Annotated in this window: 20 protein-coding genes; 11 read left to right on the top strand and 9 right to left on the bottom strand. The window is 60.8% G+C overall.

Annotation, left to right across the window (positions count from 1 at the left end; all coding sequences use genetic code 11):
- Position 1: 1 nt before the first annotated feature.
- Together KIN_RS02290 and KIN_RS02285 are read right to left on the bottom strand one after the other, a co-directional pair.
- On the bottom strand, positions 2-1,612 hold the full coding sequence (locus KIN_RS02290) for a glutamate synthase-related protein (protein WP_159804334.1): 1,611 nt from the start codon (positions 1,610-1,612) through the stop codon (positions 2-4).
- Positions 1,613-1,994: 382 nt separating this feature from the next.
- Positions 1,995-4,256 carry an adenosylcobalamin-dependent ribonucleoside-diphosphate reductase gene (locus KIN_RS02285; protein ID WP_159804333.1) on the bottom strand — a complete coding sequence of 754 codons (2,262 nt, stop codon included), beginning with the start codon at positions 4,254-4,256 and terminating at the stop codon, positions 1,995-1,997.
- A gap of 83 nt (positions 4,257-4,339) precedes the next feature.
- Between KIN_RS02285 and KIN_RS02280 the strand changes: the two genes are divergently transcribed.
- On the top strand, positions 4,340-4,771 hold the full coding sequence (locus KIN_RS02280; RefSeq protein ID WP_159804332.1) for a DUF1489 family protein: 432 nt from the start codon (positions 4,340-4,342) through the stop codon (positions 4,769-4,771).
- 399 nt (positions 4,772-5,170) lie between these two features.
- On the opposite strand, the gene panC is transcribed toward KIN_RS02280, so the two are convergent.
- The 4 genes from panC to hisS are packed head-to-tail and all read right to left on the bottom strand — an operon-like array spanning position 5,171 to position 9,285.
- Positions 5,171-6,013 (bottom strand): pantoate--beta-alanine ligase, encoded by an 843-nt coding sequence (panC, locus tag KIN_RS02275; protein ID WP_159804331.1) that lies wholly within the window; start codon positions 6,011-6,013, stop codon positions 5,171-5,173.
- Positions 6,010-6,723 carry an ATP phosphoribosyltransferase gene (gene hisG, locus KIN_RS02270; RefSeq protein ID WP_159804330.1) on the bottom strand — a complete coding sequence of 238 codons (714 nt, stop codon included), beginning with the start codon at positions 6,721-6,723 and terminating at the stop codon, positions 6,010-6,012. The genes panC and hisG overlap by 4 nt, the downstream gene beginning before the upstream one ends.
- Positions 6,720-7,790, bottom strand: coding sequence for an ATP phosphoribosyltransferase regulatory subunit (locus KIN_RS02265; protein ID WP_243144791.1), 1,071 nt, complete (start codon positions 7,788-7,790; stop codon positions 6,720-6,722). The genes hisG and KIN_RS02265 overlap by 4 nt, the downstream gene beginning before the upstream one ends.
- On the bottom strand, positions 7,780-9,285 hold the full coding sequence (hisS, locus tag KIN_RS02260; RefSeq protein WP_159804329.1) for a histidine--tRNA ligase: 1,506 nt from the start codon (positions 9,283-9,285) through the stop codon (positions 7,780-7,782). The genes KIN_RS02265 and hisS overlap by 11 nt, the downstream gene beginning before the upstream one ends.
- Before the next feature lie 149 nt (positions 9,286-9,434).
- Here hisS and KIN_RS02255 point away from each other — a divergent pair, with 149 nt between their 5' ends.
- Complete coding sequence (locus tag KIN_RS02255; RefSeq protein WP_159804328.1) at positions 9,435-9,638, top strand: SlyX family protein; 204 nt, start codon at positions 9,435-9,437, stop codon at positions 9,636-9,638.
- Positions 9,639-9,749: 111 nt separating this feature from the next.
- Here the strand turns inward: KIN_RS02255 and KIN_RS02250 are convergent, their stop codons facing one another.
- Positions 9,750-10,355, bottom strand: coding sequence for an HAD family hydrolase (locus KIN_RS02250; RefSeq protein WP_159804327.1), 606 nt, complete (start codon positions 10,353-10,355; stop codon positions 9,750-9,752).
- A gap of 78 nt (positions 10,356-10,433) precedes the next feature.
- On the bottom strand, positions 10,434-11,300 hold the full coding sequence (locus KIN_RS02245; protein WP_159804326.1) for a helix-turn-helix domain-containing protein: 867 nt from the start codon (positions 11,298-11,300) through the stop codon (positions 10,434-10,436).
- A gap of 81 nt (positions 11,301-11,381) precedes the next feature.
- On the opposite strand from KIN_RS02245, the gene KIN_RS02240 reads away from it, so the two are divergent.
- Together KIN_RS02240 and KIN_RS02235 are read left to right on the top strand one after the other, a co-directional pair.
- The gene (locus KIN_RS02240; RefSeq protein ID WP_159804325.1) at positions 11,382-12,209 is read left to right on the top strand and encodes a phytanoyl-CoA dioxygenase family protein; all 828 of its coding nucleotides are present in this window, start codon (positions 11,382-11,384) and stop codon (positions 12,207-12,209) included.
- A 347-nt stretch (positions 12,210-12,556) separates the two neighbouring features.
- Positions 12,557-13,846, top strand: coding sequence for a PQQ-dependent sugar dehydrogenase (locus tag KIN_RS02235; RefSeq protein ID WP_243144790.1), 1,290 nt, complete (start codon positions 12,557-12,559; stop codon positions 13,844-13,846).
- A gap of 42 nt (positions 13,847-13,888) precedes the next feature.
- Here the strand turns inward: KIN_RS02235 and dnaE are convergent, their stop codons facing one another.
- Positions 13,889-17,335, bottom strand: a complete 3,447-nt coding sequence (dnaE, locus tag KIN_RS02230) for a DNA polymerase III subunit alpha (protein ID WP_159804324.1) — start codon at positions 17,333-17,335, stop codon at positions 13,889-13,891.
- A gap of 37 nt (positions 17,336-17,372) precedes the next feature.
- On the opposite strand from dnaE, the gene KIN_RS02225 reads away from it, so the two are divergent.
- The 7 genes from KIN_RS02225 (at position 17,373) to KIN_RS02195 (ending at position 26,839) form a co-directional block, all read left to right on the top strand.
- Complete coding sequence (locus KIN_RS02225; protein WP_159804323.1) at positions 17,373-18,305, top strand: glycoside hydrolase family 5 protein; 933 nt, start codon at positions 17,373-17,375, stop codon at positions 18,303-18,305.
- Positions 18,306-18,582: 277 nt separating this feature from the next.
- A complete protein-coding gene (gene xdhA / locus KIN_RS02220; protein ID WP_159804322.1) occupies positions 18,583-19,950 on the top strand; it encodes a xanthine dehydrogenase small subunit in 1,368 nt (455 codons plus the stop codon).
- The gene (gene xdhB, locus KIN_RS02215) at positions 19,947-22,343 is read left to right on the top strand and encodes a xanthine dehydrogenase molybdopterin binding subunit (RefSeq protein ID WP_159804321.1); all 2,397 of its coding nucleotides are present in this window, start codon (positions 19,947-19,949) and stop codon (positions 22,341-22,343) included. The genes xdhA and xdhB overlap by 4 nt, the downstream gene beginning before the upstream one ends.
- A complete protein-coding gene (gene xdhC, locus KIN_RS02210; RefSeq protein WP_159804320.1) occupies positions 22,340-23,290 on the top strand; it encodes a xanthine dehydrogenase accessory protein XdhC in 951 nt (316 codons plus the stop codon). Before xdhB ends, xdhC begins: the two co-directional genes overlap by 4 nt.
- Positions 23,287-24,828 (top strand): ABC transporter ATP-binding protein, encoded by a 1,542-nt coding sequence (locus KIN_RS02205; RefSeq protein ID WP_243144789.1) that lies wholly within the window; start codon positions 23,287-23,289, stop codon positions 24,826-24,828. Before xdhC ends, KIN_RS02205 begins: the two co-directional genes overlap by 4 nt.
- The gene (locus KIN_RS02200; RefSeq protein WP_159804319.1) at positions 24,825-25,907 is read left to right on the top strand and encodes an ABC transporter permease; all 1,083 of its coding nucleotides are present in this window, start codon (positions 24,825-24,827) and stop codon (positions 25,905-25,907) included. The genes KIN_RS02205 and KIN_RS02200 overlap by 4 nt, the downstream gene beginning before the upstream one ends.
- Positions 25,907-26,839, top strand: a complete 933-nt coding sequence (locus KIN_RS02195) for an ABC transporter permease (RefSeq protein WP_159805304.1) — start codon at positions 25,907-25,909, stop codon at positions 26,837-26,839. Before KIN_RS02200 ends, KIN_RS02195 begins: the two co-directional genes overlap by 1 nt.
- Positions 26,840-26,865: the final 26 nt, after the last annotated feature.

Genomic DNA, 26,865 nt, shown 5'->3' with positions numbered 1-26,865 from the left:
TTCAGGCAACGCCGCCAAAGGCTACACCGGAAAGTGCAGCGATCTCTTTCTTCCAGGTCGTCAGATCATCTTGAGTGAATTTCGACAGATGGTCATGGCCGCAGGCGCGCGCCATCACCTGCATCAATTCCACGCTTGCGCCAAAGAAATTAGCAAGTTGCGCGGCAGATTTTTCAACTTGGAGTCGACGGATCAATCCCGGCTTCTGCGTCGCGATACCAACCGGACAATTGTTGGTATGGCAAGCCCGCATAGCAATGCAGCCAATTGCCTGCATCGCGGAGTTCGACAGCGCGATTGCATCCGCACCTAACGCAAGGGCTTTGACAAAATCCGCTGGTTTGCGCAGCCCGCCTGTGATGATTAGGGTGACGTCACGCCGTCCAAGTTGGTCAAGATGCGCCCTTGCCCGTGCCAATGCGGGGATCGTCGGCACCGAGATGTTGTCACGGAAAATGATCGGCGCTGCCCCTGTTCCGCCGCCCCGTCCGTCCAGAATGATATAGTCCACACCAACAGCCAACGCGGCGTCGATGTCCTTTTCGATATGCTGAGCAGAAAGTTTGTACCCGATCGGAATGCCACCTGTCCGATCACGAACCTCATCGGCAAAATCGCGAATCTGAGCAGGCTTGGTCCACTCAGGAAACCTTGATGGCGAAACCGCGCCTGTCCCTGGCTCCAACCCGCGCACGTCCGCGATCTTGTCATTGACCTTGTTGCCCGGCAGATGCCCACCCGTCCCGGTCTTAGCGCCTTGGCCGCCTTTGAAATGGAATGCCTGAACCCTGTCCAACTTGTCCCACGAAAACCCAAACCTCGCGGACGCAAGTTCGTAAAAATAGCGGCTGTTGGCGTCTTGCTCTTCCGGCAGCATCCCACCCTCGCCAGAGCAAATGCCTGTGCCTGCCATCTCGGCCCCTTGAGCCAGCGCAATCTTTGCTGGTTCACTCAACGCCCCAAAGCTCATATCCGACACAAAGAGCGGGATCTTGAGCGTAAGAGGCTTTTGCGCATTCGGACCGATCACAACTTCGGTCCCCACGGGTTCGTCATCCAGCAGCGGTGGCGTTGCAAGCTGCGCTGTCAGGATCTGGATATCGTCCCAATCTGGTAACTCGCCGCGCGGTACCCCCATGGAAGCAACTACCCCGTGATGACCGGTTTTCGACAAACCGTCCTTGGCGTATCCTTGGATAAGCCCATTGTAGGGTTCTTCCTCGGTACCGTGTGACGTATCGGCATAAAGACCGAGGTAAGCATCCCGATTGAAGGGTTGTGGGTTGTCTTGCGCCCATGCGTTGATCTCGTCGGCATTGACCACGACAGCGCCATTTTCGATCCAGCTTTCGAATTTCGGCAACACCTCGGAGTTGTTGTACTCGGACACGCCGCTGTCGAGCCGGTAATCCCAATCATGCAGGCCGCAAATCAGGTTATCGCCGCTGACATGACCGTCCGACATCAGTGCGCCCCGATGCAGACATCGACCATAAAAGACAGAGACATCGTCATCGAATTTGACGACCACCAGATCTACTTCGCCCACCAACGCATAGGCCGGTTTGCGATCTTCGAGAACGTCCGACTGAATAATTTCTGTCTTGTTCATGCTGCCTACTTTCTCGTTACCACGGTGATCCCTTGTAGGTTATAAGCGGTTTGGTTGTCATCTGCGTGGATTTAGCAGCACCTCCGGTCGCCATGACTGGCGCCGACGACAGGAAGGGCTGAGAACGATAATCCGAAGCTCATTCCCATATACTCCTTACGTCATCGGACCGACGTATTGGTTATTTACGGGTTGGGGATAGGTCGGCGCAGCACAACGTCCGCCAGTAACGGCGAAGACGTCAGATGCCCGTTCGGCGACGATAACACCGTTCTGAAAAGTAACGCCACTTAAGGCTAACGCAGTTACCGCCTTTCCAGCTCATCCCTAGATTAGAATGCCTGCGCATAGTCCGTCGCATTACTACACTGCTAAGCAGGCTTTAGCCGCACTTGGAGTGACCGCAAGATACACAGGTCATGCATCCCTCAACCATTCTCATTTCGTACTGGCCACAGCTTGGGCATGCGGGGCCGCGACCGCCGGAGAGGTTCACGACCTGCGCCTGTGGATCCGATTTCAGACCGAGGCCTTCTCCATCAATGAACCCGATGGCAATCATATGCCGCTCAATCACGCCGCCGATGGCTGCGAGAATAGATGGAATGTACTTGCCCTGCATCCATGCGCCACCACGGGGATCAAACACGGCCTTCAGTTCCTCGACGACGAAGGATACATCCCCACCCCGTCGGAAAACCGCGCTGATCATGCGGGTCAGTGCAACGGTCCACGCGAAGTGCTCCATGTTCTTCGAGTTGATGAACACTTCGAACGGACGCCGGTGGCCGTTCAGCACGATATCGTTGATCGTAATGTAGAGCGCGTGTTCGCTGTCGGGCCACTTCACCTTGTAGGTCTGACCTTCCAGTTCCGCTGGCCGATCCAACGGCTCTGACATGTAGATCACGTCAGCGCCGGTTTCTGCCTCTGGCACATCTTCGGACGCTTCCGATACGCTGAGGACACTTCCCGTTACCGCATTGGGCCTGTAGGTTGTACAGCCTTTGCAGCCCTGATCCCATGCCGCCATATAAACGTCCTTGAAGTCAGCAAAGCTGATGTCTTCCGGGCAGTTGATCGTCTTCGAGATACTGGAGTCCACCCATTTCTGAGCTGCCGCCTGCATCCGGACATGGTCAAGCGGCGCAAGGGTCTGCGCGTTCACAAAGTGGTCCGGCAGATCGACATCGCCCTTCAGATCCCGCCACATCTGCACGGCATAATCCACGACCTCTTCCTCGGTCCGACTGCCGTCTTTCTGCAGCACCTTGCGGGTGTAGGCGTAAGCAAACACAGGTTCGATCCCGCTGGAAACATTCCCGGCGTAAAGGCTGATGGTGCCCGTCGGTGCGATCGACGTCAAAAGCGCGTTTCGGATACCGTGCTCGCGAATTTCGGCTCGGACGTCTTCATCCATGTGCTGCATCGCGCCACTCGACAGGTAAGCCTCTGCTTCGAACAGGGGGAAGGCGCCCTTTTCCTTTGCCAGGTCGACCGACGCTAGATATGCGGCGCGGGCGATTGCGTGCAACCAGCGGTCGGTCAGACGCGCCGCCTCTTCTGATCCATAGCGCGCGCCAACCATCAGCAGCGCGTCGGCCAGCCCAGTCACGCCAAGTCCGATACGCCGCTTGGCCTGTGCCTCGCGCGCTTGTGCCTCAAGCGGAAAGCGGGAGGCATCGACGACATTGTCCATCATCCGAATGGCCGTGCCCACTAAGTCATCCAAGGCCGGCTCATCCAAGGCTGCGCCCTCCGCGAAAGGCGCATTTACCAATTTCGCCAAGTTGATCGATCCCAGAAGGCACGCACCATAGGGCGGCAAAGGTTGCTCGCCGCAGGGATTTGTTGCTGCGATTTCTTCGCAGTAGCTCAGGTTGTTGGCCGCGTTGATCCGGTCAATGAAAATCACGCCAGGCTCCGCGAAATCATAGGTGCTCTGCATGATGCGATCCCATAGCGCCCGGGCTTTCACAGTACGATAGACAGCGCCGTCAAACACCAGATCCCAGTCATCGTCCGCCTTCACAGCGTCCATGAACGGATCCGTCACAAGGACCGACACATTGAACATGCGCAGCCGCGCCGGGTCTTCCTTGGCTGTGATGAACTCTTCGATGTCCGGGTGATCACACCGCATGGTTGCCATCATTGCCCCCCGGCGAGAGCCTGCGGACATGATCGTGCGACACATGGCGTCCCACACATCCATGAAACTCAGAGGCCCTGACGCATCTGCCGCGACACCTTTCACACCAGCCCCTTTGGGTCGAATCGTGGAGAAATCATAGCCGATGCCGCCGCCCTGCTGCATGGTCAGCGCGGCTTCCTTCAGCATCTCGAATATACCGCCCATACTGTCCGGGATCGTGCCCATCACAAAGCAATTAAACAGCGTAACGGACCGCTCTGTCCCTGCCCCTGCAGTGATGCGACCCGCTGGCAGGTACTTGAAGTCCTCCAACGCTGCGTAGAACCGGTCCTCCCAGTGGTCCGGCTCTGCTTCGGTGGCAGCCAAGGCCTTCGCGATCCGTCGCCACGTATCCTCTACAGTTTCGTCTATCGGGGTGCCGTCCGCCGCTTTGAAGCGGTACTTCATATCCCAGATCTGCTCGGCGATAGGGGCGGCAAAACGGCTCATGGCAGTGGACCTTTCGGCTCGTATATCAGGTTGAAATCGGACGCGCGGGCTTTACTGTATAGCTAGACTTGGGGGACTCGTCTATGGCTGACCACATCAACTTGATCAAATTATCGGTCGGTTCTGAGAGCGTAGCCGACATTGCCCATTGGCAAAAACATCGCTCCAAACAGCTGAAAGGTGGGCAGTATTATCACCTGACACGGATGTGGCCAAAGCGCGAAGCCGACCTGCTGAATGGGGGGAGTATTTACTGGGTTGTGTCGGGAGTTCTTCAATGCCGCCAGCGGGTTCTTCGCCTTGATGAGATCATTGGCAAAGATGGGATACGGCGGTGCGGGCTGATCCTTGACCCTGAAATTGTGCTGACCGAGCATCAACTCAAGCGACCCTTTCAGGGGTGGCGATATCTGAAACCGGAAGATGCTTCCCGCGACCTGCCCGCGCACCGGGCCAGTGATGAGGCTATTCCGCCAAAGCTCAGCGCAGCCCTTGCCGAAATCGGAGTGCGGTAGGTCTTCTCAGTCGATCACATGTGCCATCAGATGCTCCAGACTTTGCTTCACCTCGCTACTTGCGTCCGCGGTGGCTTCCGACAGATTTTTGATGCAGCGCGCGATCTGAATTAATCACCGGAAAAACTTTCATGATCGTGGCGTAAAAATTTGAAGCGCGTTACGAACCGACAAAGGCCGATTTACGATCATTGTCGTTTAGGTAATTGGGTAGGACCAGCAGAACATAACGGTTCAGACCGCATGCATCCGAAGATGCCGCGCGAATTTCTTAAGCGCTTTCAACGCGTCTCGATCAAACTTACTTTTCAGCAAGCGAGGCGAATATTGCGTTAAAACAAAGGCACTACGCCAGACATATGCGCCATTTGCGCGACGCCATCTTCACAAGCGCTGAAACTAGAAGATGGAAACGTTGTCAATCAGGCGCGCTCTGCCAAGAAATGCCGCACCAAACACTCGTGCGGGCGCATCAGGATGGTCTGCCAATGTGAGGCGGACGGCATCGCGACACTCAAGGTAATCGACCCGCTCAAATCCGGCAGACAACACCGCTTCTGAAGCCTTTGCACATGCCCCGGCCGCTGACATTCCCGACCGGATATCATGAGCCGCCTCCATCAAAGCCGCGTTCAGGGCGGGCGCAACCGCGCGTTCTGCAGATGTGAGGTAGGCATTGCGGGATGACAACGCCAAGCCGTCTTCCGCCCGGACGATGCCCACACCCTGAATTTCCGTCGAGAAGTTCAGGTCTGCTGCCATGCGCCGGATCACGGCAAGCTGCTGCCAATCTTTCTCGCCGAAGAACGCATGGTCCGTCCCCGCCATATTCAAGAGCTTTGCAACAACTTGGGTCACGCCATCAAAATGTCCGGGTCGTGTAGCACCGCATAGCATGTCGGTCAGACCATCCACCTCGACCCGGGTGGCGAACCCTTCTGGGTACACTATCTGACGGGTCGGCGCGAAGACGAGGTCGACGGCCGCCTCTGACAGAAGCGCGAGATCGTCCTGAAAGGTATCTGGATATGAATCCAAATCCTCGCCAGCACCGAATTGTGTCGGGTTCACGAAGATCGTTGTTACCACTCGGTCGCATTTGCCCTTGGCCGCTTGAACCAAGGCCATGTGCCCGGCATGCAGTGCGCCCATTGTCGGGACAAGGCCCACGATCTGGCCTTTCCTCTGCCAAGGTACGATATGCTGGCGCAGATCTTTAACATCCCGGACAACAGCGCTCATATGAAAGCCTCTGGTAGCTTGGCGCCAAGCATATCTGCGATCCGGGTCAGCGTCTTCTGTTCCGCTTCTGACCATGGCGTCACGTGGGAGGCAAACAGCGTGGCTTGCGACGCCAAGATCGGCCCGTCGGCCAGCACTTTGAGGTGGTTCGCCTCAAGCGTTGCGCCTGTAGATGTGATGTCTGCGATGGCTTCGGCCGTCAGGTTCTTGACCGTGCCTTCCGTCGCCCCCTGACTGTCGACAATCAGATAATCTGCTACACCTGCAGATTGCAGATGTTCGCGGACCAGCCGGTGATATTTGGTGGCAATCCGCAGTCGGTGGCCGTGATCCGCCCGGAACCGGGCTGCAACGGCGTCCAGATCATCAAGCGTCTCAACATCGGTCCAGAACTTAGGAACGGCAATGATCAGATCGGCATGCCCAAATCCAAGTTCTGCCACGGTCTCGATCTGCGTGCGCCACAGAGGGATTTTTTCACGCACCAAGTCTGTACCCGTCACGCCCAGATGCAACCGTCCGGCCGCCAATTCACGTGGCACTTCACCCGCGCTGAGCAAGATCAGTTCAACGCCGTCGATGCCACTGACAGCGCCCGCATATTCGCGGTCCGAACCGGCGCGGGACAGACCAATTTCACGATCACCAAACCACGCGAGTGTCTGCTCCATCAGGCGACCTTTGGAGGGGATTCCAAGCTTCACGGTCATGAAGACGCCGACCGGGCTTGTAACAGGAGGTCTGGCCGGACAACGCCGCCTACGGCCGGAATAGCACCGTTTGAGCCCAGTGCTCGGGTCAGCGCATCATAGCGACCGCCGGTTGCAATGGGGCCGATATCGCCCGCGGAAAAGCCGAAGACAAATCCGTCATAATATTCCATATGCGTGCGCCCATAAGAACCTTCGAACATCAGCGCTTCCGTATCGATCCCCCGCTTACGGAGGGCATCGAAGCGACGCGCCAGCCGGTCAACTGCCGGCCTCAGGGATGGCAGGTTGCCGGACAGAGTTTCGAGCCGGGCGAGTGCGTCGGGCGCCGGCGCAGCAAGAGACAGTATGGCGTCCATCGCGGACAATTCATTCGCTGGGATCGGACTTTCCCGCGCCTCTTCCGCAAGCAAGGCCAACCTGTCCGTCACATCGGCTTTCGTGCGCAGGCCGATTTCGGGCGCGTCGTCTGTGAGGGTGTTGCGTTCCAGCGGTGGCGCAGCACCACCAAACCGATCCAAAAGACGGCGGAACCTAATGGGCCGCCAGACGTGGCGCATCAGAGCCGCCCTGCGGCGTTCGGATGTGGAGAGACCCGCCACGACCGATGTGAGCAATCCCATATCCCCAACGACAGCGGTGTGTGCAATTCCTTCCAAAGCTGCTGCAAACGTTACGAAAACCTCGGCATCCAGAGCCTCGGGCGCCGAGCGATCAAAGACCTCGTAGCCCACCTGAAAATACTCATTCAAACGGCCGGAGCCTGCATCCTGTTTGCGAAACACCTTGCCCATATAGGCATATCTGGCCGGGTCCGCGCCGCCTGACATATGCATCTGCACCACGGGTACGGTAAAGTCCGGCCGCAACATCTGCTCGCCTAGAACGGGGTCGTCGGTGACATATGCGCGGGCACGGATGTCTTCACCGTAGAGATCAAGCAGCGTATCGGCGGGCTGCAACATCGCTGTCTCGACGGGCATGGCACCTGCGGCCTGAAAGGTCGCAAAAAGCGCCTCCGCCGCGCTGCGTACCGCACCATCCTGGGACAAGGATTTACCCAGCACCATCACTGTCCATGTCGCCAAGCATTTTGCGCAGTTCTGCGATCAGATCGGCCAGTGCGACCTCCCGTTGGGCGGGCTGCGCTTTCCATTCCTCATGGCTGGCGCTTTCGGCGATCTTGGCGCCCAAAACCAGATCCTTGACCTGCACGACGCCGCGCTCCGCCTCGTCCGAGCCTTGGATAATCGCCACCGGCGCATTGCGTTTATCCGCGTATTTCAATTGGTTACCGAAGTTCTTAGGGTTCCCCAGATAAACCTCGGCGCGGATGCCCGCGTTGCGGAGATCACCCACGATCGACTGGTAAGCGCCCATCCGGTCGCGGTCCATTACAGTTACAATCACAGGACCCACGGCGGCTTTATCGAGCCGACCTTTGGCGTGGAGTGCAGCCAGCAGGCGGTCAACACCAATAGAGATACCGGTTGCGGGGACCTCCTGACCCGTGAAGCGTTTGACCAAGTCGTCGTAGCGCCCTCCGCCCGCGACGGAGCCGAACTGGCGTGGGCGGCCTTTTTCGTCTTCGATTTCGAAGGTCAATTCCGCCTCGAACACCGGACCGGTATAATAGCCGAGCCCCCGTACGACGGACGGATCAATCTCGATCCGATCGGACGCGTAGCCTTGAGCCGCCATGAGTTCTGCAATGGTTTCAAGCTCTTGCACACCGCTCTGGCCGATGGTCGAGTTCGAGACAAGTTCCTTCAAACGCGCGACCGTGGCCGCACCGTCGGCGCGCTTGGCCTCCATAAAGCTCATCACGACGTCCACCTGTTCATTTGCAAGACCTGCGCCCTTGGTGAAGTCGCCGCTGTCGTCCTTGCGGCCCTCGCCCAGAAGCGCCCGCACGCCGTCCGGGCCGAGGCGGTCCAGCTTGTCGATAGCGCGCAGAACGATGCCGCGCTCGGTGCTGAATTTCTCGGGATCGGTGGGGTCCAGAATGCCCGCCACCTCCATCACGCCGTTCAGGACCTTGCGATTGTTGACGCGGACGATGTAGTCGCCGCGGGGGATGCCCACGGCCTCTAACGTGTCGGACAACATGGCGCAAATCTCGGCATCCGCAGCAACACTGGCCGCGCCTACCGTGTCGGCATCACATTGATAAAACTGGCGAAACCGGCCGGGACCGGGCTTTTCATTGCGCCAGACAGGCCCCATTGCATAGCGCCTGTAAGGCGTCGGAAGGTCATTGCGGTGCTGCGCGTAGACCCGCGCCAGCGGGGCCGTCAGATCATAGCGGAGCGCCAGCCAGTCGTCTTCCTCCTGCCACGCAAACACGCCCTCGTTTGGGCGGTCCACGTCAGGCAGAAACTTCCCCAACGCCTCCACGGTTTCGACGGCGGAGCTTTCCAGCGCGTCGAACCCGTAGCGATGATAGACCGTTGCGATCTGATCCAGCATTGCCTTGCGTTGCGCCACCTCGGCCCCGAAATAATCGCGAAATCCTTTCGGAGTTTCGGCCTTGGGGCGGGGTTGTTTCTTGACTTTGGCCATCGGGGATGGGTCCTGATATATGAACTGCGATGCGTTTACCGAAGCCCGCCCGCAGGGGCAAGCAAGCCGCAACATGCGGGATCGGATATCCATCGGAATTCTATCGGACTTTCATCGGACCTTTGTCCGACCCAGCGGGAGCCTTACCAATGACCGACCTCACCCAAATGGAGGAACGCATCGCCCATCTGACCCGGACAGTCGAAGATTTGTCCGACATCGTCGCCCGTCAGGAGCGCGAGATCACACGGCTGGCCCGGCGCATGCAGATGGTGATGGAACGCGAGGCCGAGCGCGAACTGGACGCGGGCGGCGCGGCGGTTCTTGCGGATCAGAAACCACCCCATTGGTGAGGGGGCTTTTTCGATCACGGCCGGGCGGCGCGCCGCGTCGGACCGACCGTGCCGTAATCACCGCTTGAATCAGCGGGCTGGCATCGAGCGTGCCTGCTGACGGCGCTCGTATCAGGCGCGATTTTGCAAAATCTCGGAAAGCTGCGCGCTTTCGTCCCACAGGATCGCGTCCCATCCGGCCGCCAGAGCCCCTTCGACATTGGCCGGCGTATCATCGACAAGAAGCATCTCGTGAGGTTCCACCCCGGTGACCTTGCGCGCATAGGAATAGAACTCCGGTTGAGGTTTGCGAAATCCTGCTGCTGCCGAATAGATCATTCCGTCCACCTCGGCCCCCAGACCCATCGCGGTCATCAGGTGGTCGGCGCGCAGATGCTCCTGATTGGTTGCAAGGTACACGGGCAGACCGCTGGCTCTGGCGGCTCTGACGTCTGACAAAACGGGAACGACGATCCGGGCGTCCTTTGCAAACCAGTAATCGATCAGTTCTTGCGCTGTGACGGATGCCTGAAGCCGGATCAGAGCGTCTGCCAAGGCAGGCTTGAGATCCGCTTTGCCAATGATGATGTCCGGCCAGTCCCGTGCAAAGAAAATACGACCCAGATCTTCGGGAGCCACCCCCAGATCCGTGTAAAGCGTATGGTCCCAGCGTTGGGCATCCTCCGGACGGCCGTCAATGAGCACGCCATCCACGTCCAGCATCAGACATTTCGCCAAGGTCCTGCTCCTTCAAAGGTGCATGGGGCGTTGAACAGTATCCCTTATAGGCCGGACGGAGGAAAGACGGCGCGCGCTTTACCGGGTTGGATTGACGGGATCGCGGGTGTTTCGTGTCCGGTAGGCGCGGGGTGTCATGCCGTGCTGCGCGCGAAACAGGCGGTAGAAATAGCTTTTATTCTCGAGGCCGCACAGCTCTGCGATCTCGGCGATGGGGCAGTCGGTGGTCAGCAACGCCCGCGCGGCGAAGGCCATGCGCCGCTCGTTCATCACTTCGGAGGCGGTCTTGCCCAAGCGGTCCTTCACGACCCGGCAGACATGTTCATGGGAGCGGCCCGCCGCGTCAGACAGTCCCCGCGCGCCCCGGCGCAGATGTGCGGGATTGTCGACTTGCGTCAGCGCGGTTCTCAGCCATGGCGGCAAATCTGGCGTGTCGTCGGATTTGACGCTTTCCGATGCCATCAAGCGCAGCAGAAAACCATCCAGCCGGGCGAGCGTGCGGGGGCCGTCGAAGAGCCGGGCCAGATCACGGAACATATCCGTCTGCTGTGCGGGATCGAACTGATGCGTTTCGGGCTGCGCGGTCTTGGTCCAGAAAAACGGCGCGGCGAATTGGCCATGGTAGCGCTGGCGCAGGGCATCAAGCGTCTCGGCCCGAAACATTAGGTTCAGGACGGTCGCGGGGTGTCGCCGCCGCCACAGCGCATGGGTGTCGGCCGGGCGAATGAAGACGGCGGTGCCGGAGGCAAGGCGTGAGGTCTGTCCGTTGACCATGTGCTCGGCTGATCCGGCCTCCACCCAGAAGATCTCGTAAAAGTCGTGGTCATGGGTCAATGCGGGCCGCGCTTGGCTCAAGGGGCAGCGGGCAAGGTGGAAGGCCTCTTGCCCCCGCAGATAATCCGAAGCCTTGAGTGTTCTGTTGGGCATCATATCAATATAGTGCATCAAAAAGGCGTTCTGGAACACTGCTTACAGATTTTGGACCCTCTAGGGTGATTGGTGCCGTCGCTAGAAAGAGCCTTCCCCATGACCCCCGATCTTGATCTGAAATTTGCCCCTGTCCCGACGAAGCGCCCGCAAACGCTGACCTCTGAGCAGATCGCGCATTACAATGCCGAGGGGTTTATCAGCCCGCTCCCGGTCTATTCCGCTGACGAAGCCAAGCAGAACCGCAGCTATTTCGATGGTCTGCTTGCGCAGGTGCCCAAGACGGGGGCCTATTCCATCAACTGTTATCAGGCCCGCTGCCAAGGGATTTGGGACATCTGCACGGAGCCCCGGATCCTTGATCTGGTGGAAGATCTTATCGGCCCGGATATCATATGCTGGGCATCGCATTTCTTCTGCAAGATGCCCCACGACCCCAAAGCCGTTCCATGGCATCAGGACGCGTCGTTCTGGAAGCTGACACCGGCGCGCACGGTCACGGTTTGGCTGGCGATTGACGATGCGGATGCGGAAAACGCGGCGATGCGTTTTTTGCCGCGCACCCATGACAAGGGTCATCTGACATTCGAGACCGCCGGTGCGGATGCGGTGCTGCAGTATGAGACGGCGGGCGCCGACGCGATGGGCGCGCCTTTTGTCAATGCGCTGACCGCTGGGCAGGTCTCGCTACACGCGGATATGCTGGTGCACGGCTCACAGCCCAACAGCTCTGACCGGCGCCGTTGTGGGCTGACGTTGCGCTACTGCCCGCCTGAGGTCGAGGTCACGGATGAAAACTGGGCTGTGGGCGTCGAGGCAATCGTCTGCCGGGGCAGCGATCCGTCCGGGCGCTGGACACATCACCCCCGGCCCAAGGGGGACGACGTGTCCCTCGACAACAGCCCGCGTAATGTTGGTGGAAATTAGCAACCGGGGTCGGGGTGACACTACGTTCGTGTAGGTGACCGCCGCCTCTGTAGAACGGATCCTAGGCAAGAAGCCCAACCCGCGGACAGCGCATATACTGCGCGGTGCATCTACATCGCGATGTCGCTGACGGCGAGCTACGACAGGTCGTGCTGGCACCCTGAGCCGGGCACCATCTGCCAGCGCACTTTTGCCGGGAAACGTCTAAGTCCCTGACCTTGTTTTAAATTTGTTTGATGTGGTCCGGCCGGAGGTCTACGCTCTGAGAACTCGTGAAATGTATCCGAGGCCAACGATCGGTGCGGGCGTTGGGCCAGAGCACCGAAAGTGCATAGGGAGGTATTGCGATGATTAACCAACAAAGTGTTTTATCCACATTCTCGTATGGCGCGCTTGCAGCCGCAGCTTTGGCGCTTGCGCCGCAGGCCATGGCGCAGACCGGGCCGAACACGACCAGCCTGACCCATTCCGTTGTTCTGTCTGATTTGCAGGACCCGTGGGATATGGCGTTCCTGCCGGACGGGACCATGTTCTTTACGGAAAAATGCCAGGGTCTGTCGGTGATGCTACCCTCGGGTGAAGTCAACGCCCTGCTCGGGATGAGCGGCAGCGACGGCTATGCGACGACCGCCGATGACCTGTTCTGCGAAGGACAGGCCGGGATGAATGGGGTCGCTGTCGATCCGGGCTTTGCCGACAACCGGACGATCTATGTCTACTCCACCTCCAACCTGTCCGAGCCGCAGACCAACCGCGTGATGCGGATGACGGTGAGTGAGGACCTGACCAACGTCGCCGATCGAACCGATATCGTCGATGACATCCCCTACAAGGTGGCGTCCTCTGATCACCCCTTCGGCGGGCCGGGTGCGCATAATGGGGGGCGTCTGCGGTTCAATGCGGGCGACGGGTTTCTCTATGTGACGACGGGCGACAACCACAACAGTGCTGTGCCGCAAAGTCCGACGCTCATGGGCAGCAAGATCCTGCGGATTGATGGCGATGGCAACGCCGCGCCGGACAATGCGCCACCCGAGGGGTTTGACCCGCGCACTTACACTTACGGGCATCGCAATGTGCAGGGCATCGCGTTCCATCCCGAGACAAGCACGCCTATCGTGGCAGAACACGGCCCGTGGCATTCCGATGAGATCACGGTGCTGGCCAATGGTGGCAATGGCGGGTGGGATCCCCGCCCGAACATGGCCGGGCGCGGGGACTGTCCGGACGAATACTGCGGCTACATGCCCAACCAGCTGGAAGGGATGAACCCGTTTGAACGGGCAGCGTTCATGCCGATGACGGATTTTGTCACTTATCCCGACGCCATGCCGCCGATCTGGAACAACAATGGACTATCCCAAGGCACCTCGTCGGCGGAGTTCCTGACCGGCGATCAGTGGGGGGACTGGAACGGTCATATGGTCGTGGGCGTTATGGGCATCGGGTTCGGCGGCACGCCGATTGGCCAACGGATTGACGTGATCGAGTTGTCCGAGGAGGGCACGGCGGTTGTTGACGTCACCGAGATGACCCTGCCGATGGAGCCCGGTCGGTTCCGGTCGCTGGTTCTGGGGCCGGATGGTAGCCTCTACGCGGCGGTGGATGAAGGAATGATCCACAAGCTGACGCCCTGAATGATTTTGCCGCGCTGCCCGCGGGTGGCGCGGTGATGTCCCCTAGACTTCTTCCACCATAACGACGCCGCCCAAGGATTTCAGCGCGCCTTTGACCTTCGGGTTCACGGCAAAGCTGGTGCCCAGATTGACCTCGACCTCGCCGGGCAACTCTGGGTCCATCAGACACAAGGACACCGGCCCACGCGCGCGGATGCTCTTGTCGCTGGCCGAGCGTTCGAGGACGGAAGCGATGGACGGGATGGCCGCATCGCTGTCCACGAAAATGCGCAGGCCCATGGACCCCATATCGGTCACCGCCCCATCGATTGGCTGGGCCCCGCGGCACAGAAGTTTCAATTGCTCGGCCTCCTGCGTGGCCTCCACGGTCAGGACCACATTGGCGCCCGAGGTCATGTGCTCGCCCGATGCTTCTAGCGTGTCGGAAAAGACTGTGACCTCGTAAAGCCCTGTCGGATCAGAGGCTTGCACGAAGGCGAACCGATTGCCGCGGGCGGATTTCCGATCCTGCCGCCCCGCGATGGAGCCTGCAAGTTTCGCCACGAAGGGACCGCCCTGCACCTTTTCCTCGACCTCTGCCAAGGTCAGCACGCCCTTGCGCTTCAGGGCGATCATGTAGTCGTCGAGCGGGTGGCCGGACAAGTAGAAGCCCACGGCGGTGTGTTCTTCGCTGAGGCGCTCATTGGGCAGCCAATCCTCGACCGGGCTGAGACGCGGTTCGGGCAGATCAGCGCCCGCCTCGCCGAAAAGCGACACTTGATTGGAGTTGCGCTGTTCGTGGATCGCGGCAGAGTAGTTGCTGAGCGCATCCAGACTGTCGAAGACGCGCCTGCGGTTGGGATCCAACTGATCAAAAGCGCCTGCGCGGGCCAGCATCTCCAGCGGGCGCTTGCCCACACGCTTCAGGTCCACCCGGCGGGCCAGATCGAACAGCGTCGCGAAGGGCTGATCGCCGCGTGCGTCTGTGATCAGGCGCATCGCCTCGACGCCCACGTTCTTCAGACCGCCCAGCGCGTAGACCACTTTGCCCTCGCTGACACTGAACGTCGCCTCGGACCGGTTCACGCAAGGCGGCACGATCTCGATCCCGAGCGTCTTGGTGATCTCTTCCTTGTAGACGCCCAGCTTGTCGGTGAGGTGGATATCGCAATTCATCACACCGGCCATGAATTCAACCGGGTGGTTGGCTTTGAGCCATGCGGTCTGATAGCTGACGACAGCATAGGCGGCCGCGTGAGATTTGTTGAAGCCGTAGTTGGCGAATTTCTCCAGAAGGTCGAACACCTCCCGCGCTTTCTTGGCGTCCACGCCATTGGCCTTGGCGCCTGCTTCGAATTTCGGGCGCTCGGCGTCCATCGCCTCCTTGATCTTCTTGCCCATGGCGCGGCGCAGAAGATCGGCCCCGCCAAGGGAATAGCCCGCCATGACCTGCGCGATTTCCATCACCTGTTCCTGATAGACGATGATGCCCTGGGTTTCGGCCAGAATATGGTCGATCAGGGGATGGATGGACTCCAATTCCTTCTGGCCGTTCTTGACCTCGCAATAGGTCGGGATGTTTTCCATCGGACCAGGGCGGTAGAGCGCCACAAGAGCCACGATGTCCTCAATACAGGTGGGCTTCATGCGCCGGAGCGCGTCCATCATGCCCGAGCTTTCCACCTGAAACACAGCAACGGTCTTGGCCGAGGCGTAGAGATCGTAGGATTTCTTGTCATCCAGCGGGATAGCCCCGATGTCGATCTCGATGCCGCGCTGTTTCAGAAGGTCCAGCGCGTTCTGAATAACGGTCAGGGTCTTCAGTCCGAGAAAGTCGAACTTCACAAGGCCCGCCTGCTCCACCCATTTCATGTTGAACTGGGTGGCAGGCATGTCCGAGCGCGGGTCTTGGTAAAGCGGCACCAACCGATCCAGTGGCCTGTCCCCGATCACGACGCCCGCCGCGTGGGTCGAGGCGTTTCTGAGCAAGCCCTCGACCTGCTGGCCGTAGTCCAGAAGGCGCGCGACGACCTCTTCCTGTCGTGCCTCTTCCCGCAGCTTTGGCTCATCGGCGAGCGCCTTTTCGATGCTGACCGGCTTGACGCCCTCGACCGGGATCATCTTGGACAGGCGGTCCACCTGCCCGTAAGGCATCTGCAGCACGCGCCCGATGTCACGCACGGCAGCCTTCGACAAGAGCGCACCGAAGGTGATGATCTGGCCCACCTTGTCGCGCCCGTATTTCTCTTGCACGTAGCGGATCACCTCTTCCCGCCGGTCCATGCAAAAATCAATGTCGAAATCGGGCATGGACACCCGCTCGGGGTTCAGGAACCGCTCGAACAGAAGCGAATAGCGCAGGGGGTCGAGGTCGGTGATTGTCAGCGCGTAGGCCACCAGAGACCCCGCGCCGGATCCCCGACCGGGTCCGACGGGAATGTTTTGATCCTTGGCCCACTTGATGAAGTCGGCCACGATCAGAAAGTACCCCGGGAACCCCATGCCTTCGATAATGCCCAGCTCGAACTCCAGCCGCTTCTCGTACTCTTCCACGGGGGCCGCATGGGGAATGACGGCGAGCCTGTCCTTCAGGCCAGCGATGGCCTGACGGCGCAGTTCCTCCACCTCGTCATCGGCAAATTTCGGCAGGATCGGGTCGCGCTTGTAGGCCTTGAAGGCGCAGCGCCGGGCGATTTCGACGGTGTTTTCCAGCGCCTCGGGCAGATCGGCGAACAGGGTCGCCATCTCTTCGGGGCTTTTGAAATAGTGCTGGGGCGTCAGACGGCGGCGCTCTTCCTGTTGATCGACATATGCGCCTTCCGCGATGCAGATCAGCGCATCATGGGCCTCATACATCTGCGTTTTCGGGAAATAGACATCGTTGGTGGCAACCAGCGGCAATTCCAGCGCATAGGCCAGTTCAATATGACCGCGTTCAGACTGTTTTTCTGCGTCGGGCAAACCGTCCTCGCCGGGATGGCGCTGCAATTCCACATAGAGCCTGTTGGGATAGATGTCTGCGAACTGACGCAGCAGTGCCTCGGCCTTCTGCATTTGGCCCGCCCGCAAGAGCCGCCCGATCGGCCCGTCCGGCCCGCCCGACAGGCAGATCAACCCGTCGGAATACTGGACCAGTTCGGCCATGGTGACTTGCACCGTATCCCCGCCCTTGTCGAGATAGGCGCAGGAGTTGAGCCGCATGAGGTTCTCATAGCCCGCCTCGTTTTGCGCCAACAAAACAACGGGCGCGGGCGGTTTCGTCTTCTCGCCCGGCGCGGCGGTCTCGTAAGCCAGATCAACCTGACAGCCGATGATAGGCTGCACCCCTGCCCCGCTGGCGTATTCAGAGAACTCCAGCGCCGCGAACATGTTGTTGGTGTCGGTAATCGCAACGGCGGGCATTTTGGTGTCCACGCACATGCCGGGCAGTGCCTTGACGCGGACCGCCCCTTCCAAAAGTGAATATTCCGTATGCAAGCGAAGGTGGATGAATCGGGGTGTCTGAGCCATATCAGAAGCGTAGCGAAGGACCGCAGGAGGGAAAACCATGAAACGATGGATCGCGATGTTTTGCGCTTTGCTTGCCCTGCCCGCGCAGGCTCTTCCGATCGAGCGCTGCATGAACCTGTCCAACGGGCTCGACGCCCCCTACGAGGGTGCATGGCGCTACGTGATCGAGGACAACCACATCGACGCGATCGCGGATGCCGGGTTCGACACGATCCGGCTGCCTGTTCGCTTCTCGGCCTATTATGATGATGGCATTGCGCCGGCGCTTCTCAGACGTGTGGACGGAATTATCCAGCGCGCTCTGGATCAGGGACTGCAGGTCATTTTGGATCTGCACCATTTCGAAGAATTGATGGATGATCCCGAGGGCCAGGCCGATACGTTCGTGGCGATCTGGGCGGAGTTGTCGCAGCACTATGCAGGCTGGCCGCCCGCGCTGATGTTCGAGCTGATCAACGAGCCCAACGACCAGTTGACCACGGCCAGGGCCGACGCGCTCTACGACCGGGTACTGCCAATTATTCGCGCGGACCATCCGGATCGCTGGGTGATCCTGTCCGGCGGCCGCTGGGGGACTATCGCCGAAATGCGCAAGCTGAAGCCAAGGGACGGCGCGGTGGCCTTTACCTTCCACTACTACGGACCGTTTGATTTCACCCATCAGCGCGCCACCTGGGTCGGCCGCGACATGCCCTATCGCGCGCCCGTTACTCAGGAAGAAATTGCAGAGGTCACCAGGGACATAACCGCCATCCCGGATCTGGGAAACCCCGTCTTTCTGGGCGAATTCGGGGTGCATAACGTGATCCCGGATGCTGATCGCGCCCCTTGGATCCGGGCTGTCGTGGACGCCGCAGACACCGCAGGCATCGGTTGGTGTCACTGGGGCTTTGGCGCAAATTTCCGGGCCTATGATCCCGAAACAGATACGTGGCGCCCGGACATCCTGAAGGCGCTGGGACTTCCCTGACCGCGCCGGACAAACGGCAGGCTCTTGGGGCGCTGCCCCAAACCCCGGAGTATTTCTGCCAGAAAGAAGAGCGATGGGATTTCTTTCTGGTCAAAATACTCCCGCCGGAGGCGGTCCTGCGACAGACTGACCAGACACTGCTTCGACTGGGTGCCTTTCGCTTGCAAAACAGCGCCCGGCACGCTTTTGTGATGTCTCACGACCAGCGCACTTCTACGCCGCATCGAAGGCGCGCGGGACCTATGGAACATTTCGGGTAAAGCGGCGGGTTGATCTCATGACGGTGCGGTTTCTTCTCAATGGGGAACCTGAATGCGTGGAGGCAGGCGCCACGGAAACGCTGCTGGAGTGGCTACGCGAGCAGCGTGGCCTGACCGGCACAAAGGAAGGCTGCAACGAAGGCGATTGCGGCGCCTGTTCGGTGATCGTGACCGGCGCGGACGGTGCCGCGCGGGCGATGAATGCCTGCATCCTGTTCCTGCCCCAGCTTCAGGGTCTTGCCGTGCGCACCGTCGAGGGCGTTTCCGGGCAGGACGGCGCATTGCATCCGGTACAGGAGGCGATGGTTGCGCATCACGGCTCCCAATGCGGGTTCTGCACGCCGGGGTTCGTCACGACGATGGCGGCGGCGCACAAGAACGGCGCGAAGGATCACGACGACCAGCTTGCGGGGAACCTGTGTCGCTGCACGGGCTATGCGCCGATCATTCGTGCGGCTGACGCGGCCAGTGCCAAACCCGTGCCCGAATGGATGGCGGAACCGCTTGATGGGTTCGATCCGGGCGAGACGATGCATGTCATGCCGGACAGCGCTGACGCTTTGGCCGAGTGGTACCTTGCACATCCCGAGGCCACGTTGATCGGGGGCGCGACCGATGTGGGGCTTTGGGTCACCAAGCAGCTGCGGGATCTGCCAGAGGTGGCCTTTCTGAGCCGATGTACGGATTTACAGCAGATCGACGTAACGGGGGACACCCTGCGTATCGGGGCGGCCTGCACCATCACGCAGGTTCTGGAAGCGGTGCGGGATGTACACCCCTCGTTTGCGGAACTTCTGCGCCGCTATGGCTCGGTTCAGGTGCGCAACGCGGCCACCATCGGCGGCAATATCGCCAACGGCTCGCCGATCGGAGACAGCCCGCCTGCCCTGATCGCGTTGGGCGCGATACTGCATCTGCGCAAGGGCGAGGCACGCCGGGACATGCCGCTGGAAGATTTCTTCATCGCATACGGCAAACAGGACCGCGGCCCCGGTGAGTTCGTCGAGGCGGTCAGCATTCCGCGCCAGAAGGACCGCCTGAAATGCTATAAGCTGTCCAAGCGGCACGATCAGGACATCAGCGCAGTCTGCGGGTGCTTCAATATCGCCGTGGCCGGAGGCTCGGTCGCCAAGGCGCGGATCGCGTTTGGTGGAATGGCCGGGACGCCCAGGCGGGCCTTGGCGGTGGAGGCAGCGCTCATCGGCAAGGCGTGGACCGAAGACAATATCGAAGCCGCGCTGGCGGCATTTGATGAAGACTTTCAGCCGCTCAGCGACATGCGCGCCTCTGCCGATTATCGCATGAAGACGGCGAAGAACATGCTGCGGCGGGCCTATGTGGAAAGTCTGGGCGTGCCATCCAACGTTTTGGAGGTGCGCCCATGAGCGTGCATCGCGCGACGCCCCATGATGCGGCCAGGCTCCATGTGTCGGGGGCCGCGCGGTATACCGATGACATCCCTGTTCCGGCGGGGACGCTGCATCTGGCGTTCGGGCTTTCGACCATCGCGAAAGGGCGCATGACCGACGTTGACCTGAACGCTGTGCGCGCCGCGCCGGGTGTGGTTGCCGTGCTTGAGGCGGATGATCTGCCCCATGACAACGATGTGTCGCCCTCGGCCCATGACGAGCCGCTCCTGAGCGCGGGCGAGATTTGCTATCTGGGGCAGCCTGTCTTTCTGGTTGTTGCGACCAGCCATCTGGCGGCGCGCAAGGCGGCGCGGCTGGGGCAGATCACCTACGCCGCAGAGACGCCGCTGCTGACAATCGATGACGCCTTGGCCGCGGACAGCCGGTTCGAGGACGGACCCCGCATTTACATCAAGGGCGATGCGGAAGCGGCAATCGCGCAGGCGACGCATACCGTCACAGGTCAGATCGAAATAGGCGGGCAGGAACACTTCTATCTGGAGGGCCAGGTCGCCCTCGCCGTCCCGCAAGAGGGCGGTGATATGGTGGTCCACGCGTCCAGCCAGCACCCGACAGAAATCCAGCACAAAGTGGCTGAGGCGTTGGGCCAGCCTATGAACAGCGTGCGGGTCGAAGTGCGCCGCATGGGTGGTGGGTTCGGCGGCAAGGAAAGTCAGGGCAATGCCCTCTGTGTGGCTTGTGCCGTGGTGGCGGCCCGGCTGGGGCGGGCTTGCAAGATGCGCTATGATCGGGACGACGACATGATCGTGACCGGCAAGCGGCATGACTTCCGCATTGCCTATGACGTGGGGTTTGACGGCGAGGGACGAATTGCGGGCATCATCTTTGAGCAGTTTGTGCGGTGCGGCTGGGCGCAGGATTTGTCCTTGCCAGTGGCGGATAGAGCCATGCTGCATGCGGACAACGCCTATCATCTGCAACACGCGCGGATCACGTCCCATCGGCTGAAGACCAACACCCAGTCCAATACCGCCTTCCGGGGGTTTGGCGGGCCGCAGGGCATGGTGGGGATCGAGCGTGTGGTGGATCATATCGCCCATCATCTGGGTCGCGATCCGCTGGAGGTGCGGCGGGCGAATTTTTACGCACCGGCGGATGCGACAAGCGCGGCGTCTGGCGACGGGCATCAACCGGCTCAGGCGCCCCCCGCTCAGGATGATCTGGCAACGCGGGGTGCGGCCCCGAAAGGTGGCGGTGTCAGCACGGTACCTGCGACCGCTCAGACGACGCCCTACGGCATGGAGGTGACCGATTTTATCCTCCATGACATGGTTGCAGCCCTGGAAACGTCGTCTGATTACCGAGCGCGCCGGGCATCGGTTGCGGCTTGGAACGAGGCGAACCCGGTGCTCAAGCGTGGCATTGCGCTGACGCCCGTAAAGTTCGGGATTTCGTTCACGCTCACCCATCTCAATCAGGCGGGCGCGCTGGTGCATGTGTATCAGGACGGCTCGATCCATCTGAACCATGGCGGCACCGAGATGGGTCAGGGGTTGTTCACCAAGGTTGCGCAAGTGGCCGCGGCGGCTTTCGACGTGCCGCTAGACCATGTGAAGATCACCGCGACGGATACGGGCAAGGTGCCCAACACCTCGGCGACGGCCGCCTCGTCCGGCACGGATTTGAACGGGATGGCGGTGAAGATCGCCTGCGATACCATCAAGGACCGGATCGCGGCATGTATCGCAGAACGCTATCAGGCAGCATCCGATCAGGTCATATTCACGGATGGCCATGTTGAGGTCGGGGCCGAGCGGATTGCGTTCAAGGACGCGGTGCAGTTGGCCTATATGAGCCGCGTGTCCCTGTCAGCCACCGGGTTTTACGCGACGCCAGAAGTCACGTGGGACAGGATCAAAGGACAGGGTCGCCCGTTTTACTACTTCGCTTACGGCGCTGCGGCGACCGAGGTGGTGATCGACACGTTGACCGGCGAGAACCGGATCCTGCGGACGGATATCCTGCATGATTGCGGCAAGTCCCTGAACCCCGATCTGGACATTGGTCAAATCGAGGGCGGCTATGTCCAGGGCGCGGGCTGGCTGACGATGGAGGAGTTGATTTGGGATGACACGGGCGCGCTGAAAACCCATGCGCCTGCAACCTACAAGATCCCCTGCGCCAGTGACCGGCCAGAGATCTTCAATGTCTCGCTCTGGGACGGGGCCAATGCCGCCGAGACGATCTACCGCTCCAAGGCCGTGGGGGAGCCGCCATTGATGCTGGGGATTTCGGCATTTCTGGCCCTGTCAGACGCAGTGGCGTCCTGCGGAACGGACTATCCCAACCTTCAGGCCCCCGCGACGGCAGAACAGATATTGTCTGCAGTGGATCGGGTGCGCTGGTGAGCTTTGATACCAAGGCACTGGCAGATGCGGTGGCACTCCATGGCCGGGTCGCGCGGATTGTTGTAGCCGACGTCAAAGGCTCCACCCCACGGGAGGCAGGCGCATCCATGCTGGTGTGGCCGGGGGGACAATCAGGCACCATCGGCGGCGGCGCGTTGGAACATGAGGCGGCATTGCAGGCGTTCGACGCCCCGTCCCTGCGCCATATCCCTCTTGGCCCGACCTTGGGTCAGTGTTGCGGCGGCGCGGTCAGCCTTGTGACGGAAGTGTTCGACGCGCCCCTGGAGATCAACGGGTGCTACAGCCGCCGGATCGCGGGTGAGACCGCGAAGCCGCTCGTGATCCAACGGGCCGAGGCTGCCGCGCGCAATGGCACCGGGGACGGTGCGCTGGTGTTCGCGGAAGGTTGGCTGTTTGAGGCGGCGCAGCCTGTGGCGACGCCATTGTGGATCTATGGCGCGGGTCATGTGGGCCGCGCGCTGGTCGATGTTCTGGCCCCCCTGCCCGATTTTCAGATCACGTGGATCGACACCGGGCTGGACCGTTACCCGGATACGGTGCCCGGTGGCGTTCGCGTCATGCCCGCTGAAAACCCGGCAGAGGCCGTCGCGCTGGCCCCGGCTGACGCGCACCATTTGGTGCTGACCTATTCCCACGCGCTGGATCTGGAGCTTTGCCATCGGATTCTGAACACACGGTTTGCCTCGGCGGGACTGATTGGATCGGACACCAAATGGGCTCGGTTCCGGTCGCGCCTGCGCGATCTGGGCCATGAAACCGCGCGGATCGACCAGATTTCCTGCCCGATCGGGCAGCCCGGCCTTGGCAAACACCCGCAGGCCATTGCAGTTGGCGTGGCAGCGGGGCTACTGTCCTGTTCGGACATGGCAGGCACATCCCGCTTGGGCGGCGGGGCAGCCAACTCTGGGGCAGATATCGCATCGTGACGACTGAAGATTCGACCGCGCATTCAACTGCGCTTTTGACATTGGAGGGGCTGACCAAGGCCTATCCCGGTGTCGTCGCCAATGATGATGTTTCGTTTGCCATTCAACCGGGCGAGGTTCACGCACTGCTGGGCGAAAACGGCGCGGGCAAATCCACACTGGTCAAGATGATCTACGGGCTTGTGGCCCCCGACGCGGGGCGCATGATCTTCAAGGGCGCGCCCTATGCGCCAGCCGAACCACGGGCCGCACGGGCGGCAGGTGTGGCGATGGTCTTCCAGCACTTCTCGCTGTTCGAGGCATTGAGCGTCGCGGAAAACATCGCGCTTGGGATGGAGCACCCGCCCCGCATGCGTGATCTGGCGGCGCGTATCCGGGATGTGTCGGAGGCGTATGGTTTGCCGCTGGACCCGTTTCGCGTGGTGGGCGATCTGTCCGCCGGAGAACGTCAGCGGGTGGAGATCATTCGCTGCCTCCTGCAAAATCCCCAGCTCTTGATCATGGACGAGCCCACCAGTGTGCTGACCCCGCAAGAGGTCGATATCCTGTTCAAAACGCTGGAGAAACTGAAGATCGAGGGGACGTCGATCCTCTATATTTCGCACAAGCTGGAAGAGATCCGGCGCCTGTGTGACGCGGCCACTGTTCTGCGTCTGGGCAAAAAAATTGCGACCTGCAATCCGCAAGAGGAAACCGCGCGCGCCATGGCCGAGATGATGGTCGGCACTGTGCTGCAAGTGCCTGAGCGCAAGGCGCATGACGAAGGGCCGGTTGCGCTCTCGATCCGGGAGCTGTCCCTGCCCGCGCCGTCCGAGTTCGGCACGGCGCTGAAGGACATCTCGCTGGAGGTGCGCAAGGGCGAGGTTCTGGGCATCGGGGGTGTTGCGGGCAATGGCCAGGACGAACTGACGGCCGCGCTGTCGGGCGAGCAACTTAGCCCAAGCGGCAGTGTTTTCATCCGCAACGACGATCTGAGCACGGCTGGACCCGCGCAGCGACGGGCGGCGGGTCTTCTGGTGGCCCCCGAAGAACGACTGGGGCACGCCGCAGCGCCTGCCATGAGCCTCATCGAGAACGCCTTGCTGACCGGGCGTACGCGGGAAGGTCTGGCCCGGAGCGGCCTGATCAACTGGACGAAGTCCGGCAGTTTCGCGGACGCGATCATCGCGCGGTTCGATGTACGGACGCCCTCGGCCCGTGTGGCGGCGCGGTCTCTCTCGGGCGGCAATCTGCAGAAATTCGTCATCGGGCGTGAGATCATGCAGCGCCCGGATGTTCTGGTCGTCAACCAGCCCACATGGGGGGTCGATGCCAGTGCTGCCGCCGCGATCCGTCAGGCGCTTCTGGATCTGGCTGCGAAGGGCGCGGCGGTTGTGGTGATCAGTCAGGATCTGGATGAGTTGATGGAGATTTGCGACCGCTTCTGCGCCCTGAACGAGGGGCGTCTCAGCGCACCGGTTCCCGCTGCGGGGCTGACCGTTGAGCAGATCGGCCTGATGCTGGGCGGTGCCCATGACATGCACGAGGCAACCGCGTGATCCGGCTGGAGCGCAGGCCCGCGCCGTCTCGCCTGTGGGCCGCCCTGACCCCCGCGCTTGCCGTCTTCGCCACCATGATCGCAGGCGGGCTGATGTTCGCGCTTCTGGGCAAACCCCCGGTCGAGGCGATCCGCACAATTTTCTGGGATCCGCTGTTTGGTGAGTTCGCTTTTTACTACCGGGGGCAGTTGCTGGTGAAAGCCGCGCCGCTGGTCCTGATCGCCATTGGTCTGTCCATTGGCTTTCGCGCCGGGATCTGGAACATCGGAGCGGAAGGGCAATATATCATCGGCGCAATTCTGGGCGGCGGCGTGGGGTTGGCCTTCTATCCTATGACAGGCTGGTACATTTTCCCGCTGGTGGTTCTGTTCGGCGCAATCGGCGGTTGGGCCTGGGCGATGATCCCCGCGCTGTTGCGGGTGAAGTTCAACACCAACGAAATCCTCGTCTCGCTGTTGCTGGTCTATGTGGCAGAGCAGATCCTCGCCTCCATGTCCTTGGGATTGCTCAGAAATCCCGACGGCAATGGCTTTCCCGGATCGCGCAACCTATCGGCCTACGAGGCCACCGCCAACCCGGAGTTGATCGCAGGCACGGGCGCCCATTGGGGTGTTGTGGCGGCCACAATCGCGGTGATCTTTGCCTATATCCTGATGACGCGCCATGTGCTGGGCTTTCAGATCAAGGTGTCTGGCGAGGCCCCGCGCGCCGCGCGGTTTTCGGGCGTCAATCCGGACCGGCTGGTGATCTTCTGTCTTGGCATCTCGGGCGCGCTGGCAGGATTGGCGGGGCTTTTCGAACTGACCGGTCCTGCGGGCCAGATCAGCATCGACTTCAATCAGGGCTATGGCTTCACGGCAATCATCGTAGCGTTTCTGGGCAGGCTTCATCCGGTGGGGATCCTGCTGGCCGGGCTTCTGATTGCGTTGACCTACATTGGCGGCGAGGCCGCGCAGACCAATCTGGGATTGCCGTCGGCGTCCATTGATGCGTTTCAGGGGATGCTTCTGTTCTTCCTGCTGGCGATGGACACCCTGTCGAATTTTCGCATCCGGTTCGGCCGGGCAAAGGTGGCATGATGGATCTGTCCTCGATCAACCCGGTCCTTTTGGTGGCCTCGATCATGGTGGCCTCTACACCTGTTTTGCTCGCCGCGTTGGGCGAGTTGGTGGTTGAGAAATCGGGCGTTCTGAATTTGGGCGTCGAGGGGATGATGATCACCGGCGCGATCTGCGGGTTTGCCATTGCCGTCAACACCGGCTCGCCCTTCTTGGGGTTTGTCGCCGCAGCGGTTGGCGGGGCAATCCTGTCGCTGATCTTCGGAATCCTGACCCAATCGCTTTTGTCCAATCAGGTGGCCACCGGGCTTGCCTTGACGCTGTTCGGGCTTGGGTTCTCGGCCCTTGTCGGCCAGAGCTATGTGGGGATCCGCCCGCCTGCCACAGCCCGGCTCGACATTCCGGTCCTTAGCGATCTGCCCGTCGTGGGGGGCATGTTCTTCAACCATGACATCATGGTCTATGTCTCCCTTGCGCTGGTGATTGCGGTTTGGGCCGTGTTGAAGTTCACACGGGTCGGTCTGATCCTGCGGGCGGTTGGTGAAAACCATGATGCAGCCCATGCCCTTGGCTACAAGGTCGTGCGCGTCCGGCTTTGTGCCATCATGTTCGGCGGGGCCTGCGCGGGGCTGGGTGGTGCGTATCTGAGCCTGATCCGCGTGCCTCAATGGACCGAAGGCATGACGGCGGGTGCGGGCTGGATCGCACTGGCCATTGTCGTTTTCGGCAGCTGGCGCGCCCCGCGGGTGCTACTGGGTGCCTATCTTTTTGGCGGCGTCACAGTTTTGCAGCTAAATCTGCAAGCGGCGGGGCTTGCGATCCCGGTCGAGTACTTGTCCATGAGCCCATATCTGATAACCATCGCGGTGCTTGTGGTCATGTCAGCCTCAAAGGGTCGTGTGCGCGCTGCTGCGCCCGCCTGTCTGGGCCGTATTTTCCACGCCTCGACGTGAGGCATGTCTAACACTGGGGAGAAACC

It is taken from the genome of Litoreibacter roseus, assembly GCF_009811795.1.
Classification (GTDB): domain Bacteria; phylum Pseudomonadota; class Alphaproteobacteria; order Rhodobacterales; family Rhodobacteraceae; genus Litoreibacter; species Litoreibacter roseus.
The sequence above is the reverse complement of the archived record's forward strand: the minus strand, read 5'-3'. Positions and strand labels throughout refer to the sequence as shown.

Excerpts from the sequence above, each read along its gene's own strand:
- KIN_RS02290 (WP_159804334.1), bottom strand. The coding sequence starts at position 1,612 with ATGAACAAGACAGAAATTATTCAGTCGGACGTTCTCGAAGATCGCAAA.
- KIN_RS02285 (WP_159804333.1), bottom strand. The coding sequence starts at position 4,256 with ATGAGCCGTTTTGCCGCCCCTATCGCCGAGCAGATCTGGGATATGAAG.
- KIN_RS02280 (WP_159804332.1), top strand. The coding sequence starts at position 4,340 with ATGGCTGACCACATCAACTTGATCAAATTATCGGTCGGTTCTGAGAGC.
- panC (WP_159804331.1), bottom strand. The coding sequence starts at position 6,013 with ATGAGCGCTGTTGTCCGGGATGTTAAAGATCTGCGCCAGCATATCGTA.
- hisG (WP_159804330.1), bottom strand. The coding sequence starts at position 6,723 with ATGACCGTGAAGCTTGGAATCCCCTCCAAAGGTCGCCTGATGGAGCAG.
- hisS (WP_159804329.1), bottom strand. The coding sequence starts at position 9,285 with ATGGCCAAAGTCAAGAAACAACCCCGCCCCAAGGCCGAAACTCCGAAA.
- KIN_RS02255 (WP_159804328.1), top strand. The coding sequence starts at position 9,435 with ATGACCGACCTCACCCAAATGGAGGAACGCATCGCCCATCTGACCCGG.
- KIN_RS02245 (WP_159804326.1), bottom strand. The coding sequence starts at position 11,300 with ATGCACTATATTGATATGATGCCCAACAGAACACTCAAGGCTTCGGAT.
- KIN_RS02240 (WP_159804325.1), top strand. The coding sequence starts at position 11,382 with ATGACCCCCGATCTTGATCTGAAATTTGCCCCTGTCCCGACGAAGCGC.
- KIN_RS02235 (WP_243144790.1), top strand. The coding sequence starts at position 12,557 with ATGATTAACCAACAAAGTGTTTTATCCACATTCTCGTATGGCGCGCTT.
- dnaE (WP_159804324.1), bottom strand. The coding sequence starts at position 17,335 with ATGGCTCAGACACCCCGATTCATCCACCTTCGCTTGCATACGGAATAT.
- KIN_RS02225 (WP_159804323.1), top strand. The coding sequence starts at position 17,373 with ATGAAACGATGGATCGCGATGTTTTGCGCTTTGCTTGCCCTGCCCGCG.
- xdhA (WP_159804322.1), top strand. The coding sequence starts at position 18,583 with ATGACGGTGCGGTTTCTTCTCAATGGGGAACCTGAATGCGTGGAGGCA.
- xdhB (WP_159804321.1), top strand. The coding sequence starts at position 19,947 with ATGAGCGTGCATCGCGCGACGCCCCATGATGCGGCCAGGCTCCATGTG.
- KIN_RS02195 (WP_159805304.1), top strand. The coding sequence starts at position 25,907 with ATGGATCTGTCCTCGATCAACCCGGTCCTTTTGGTGGCCTCGATCATG.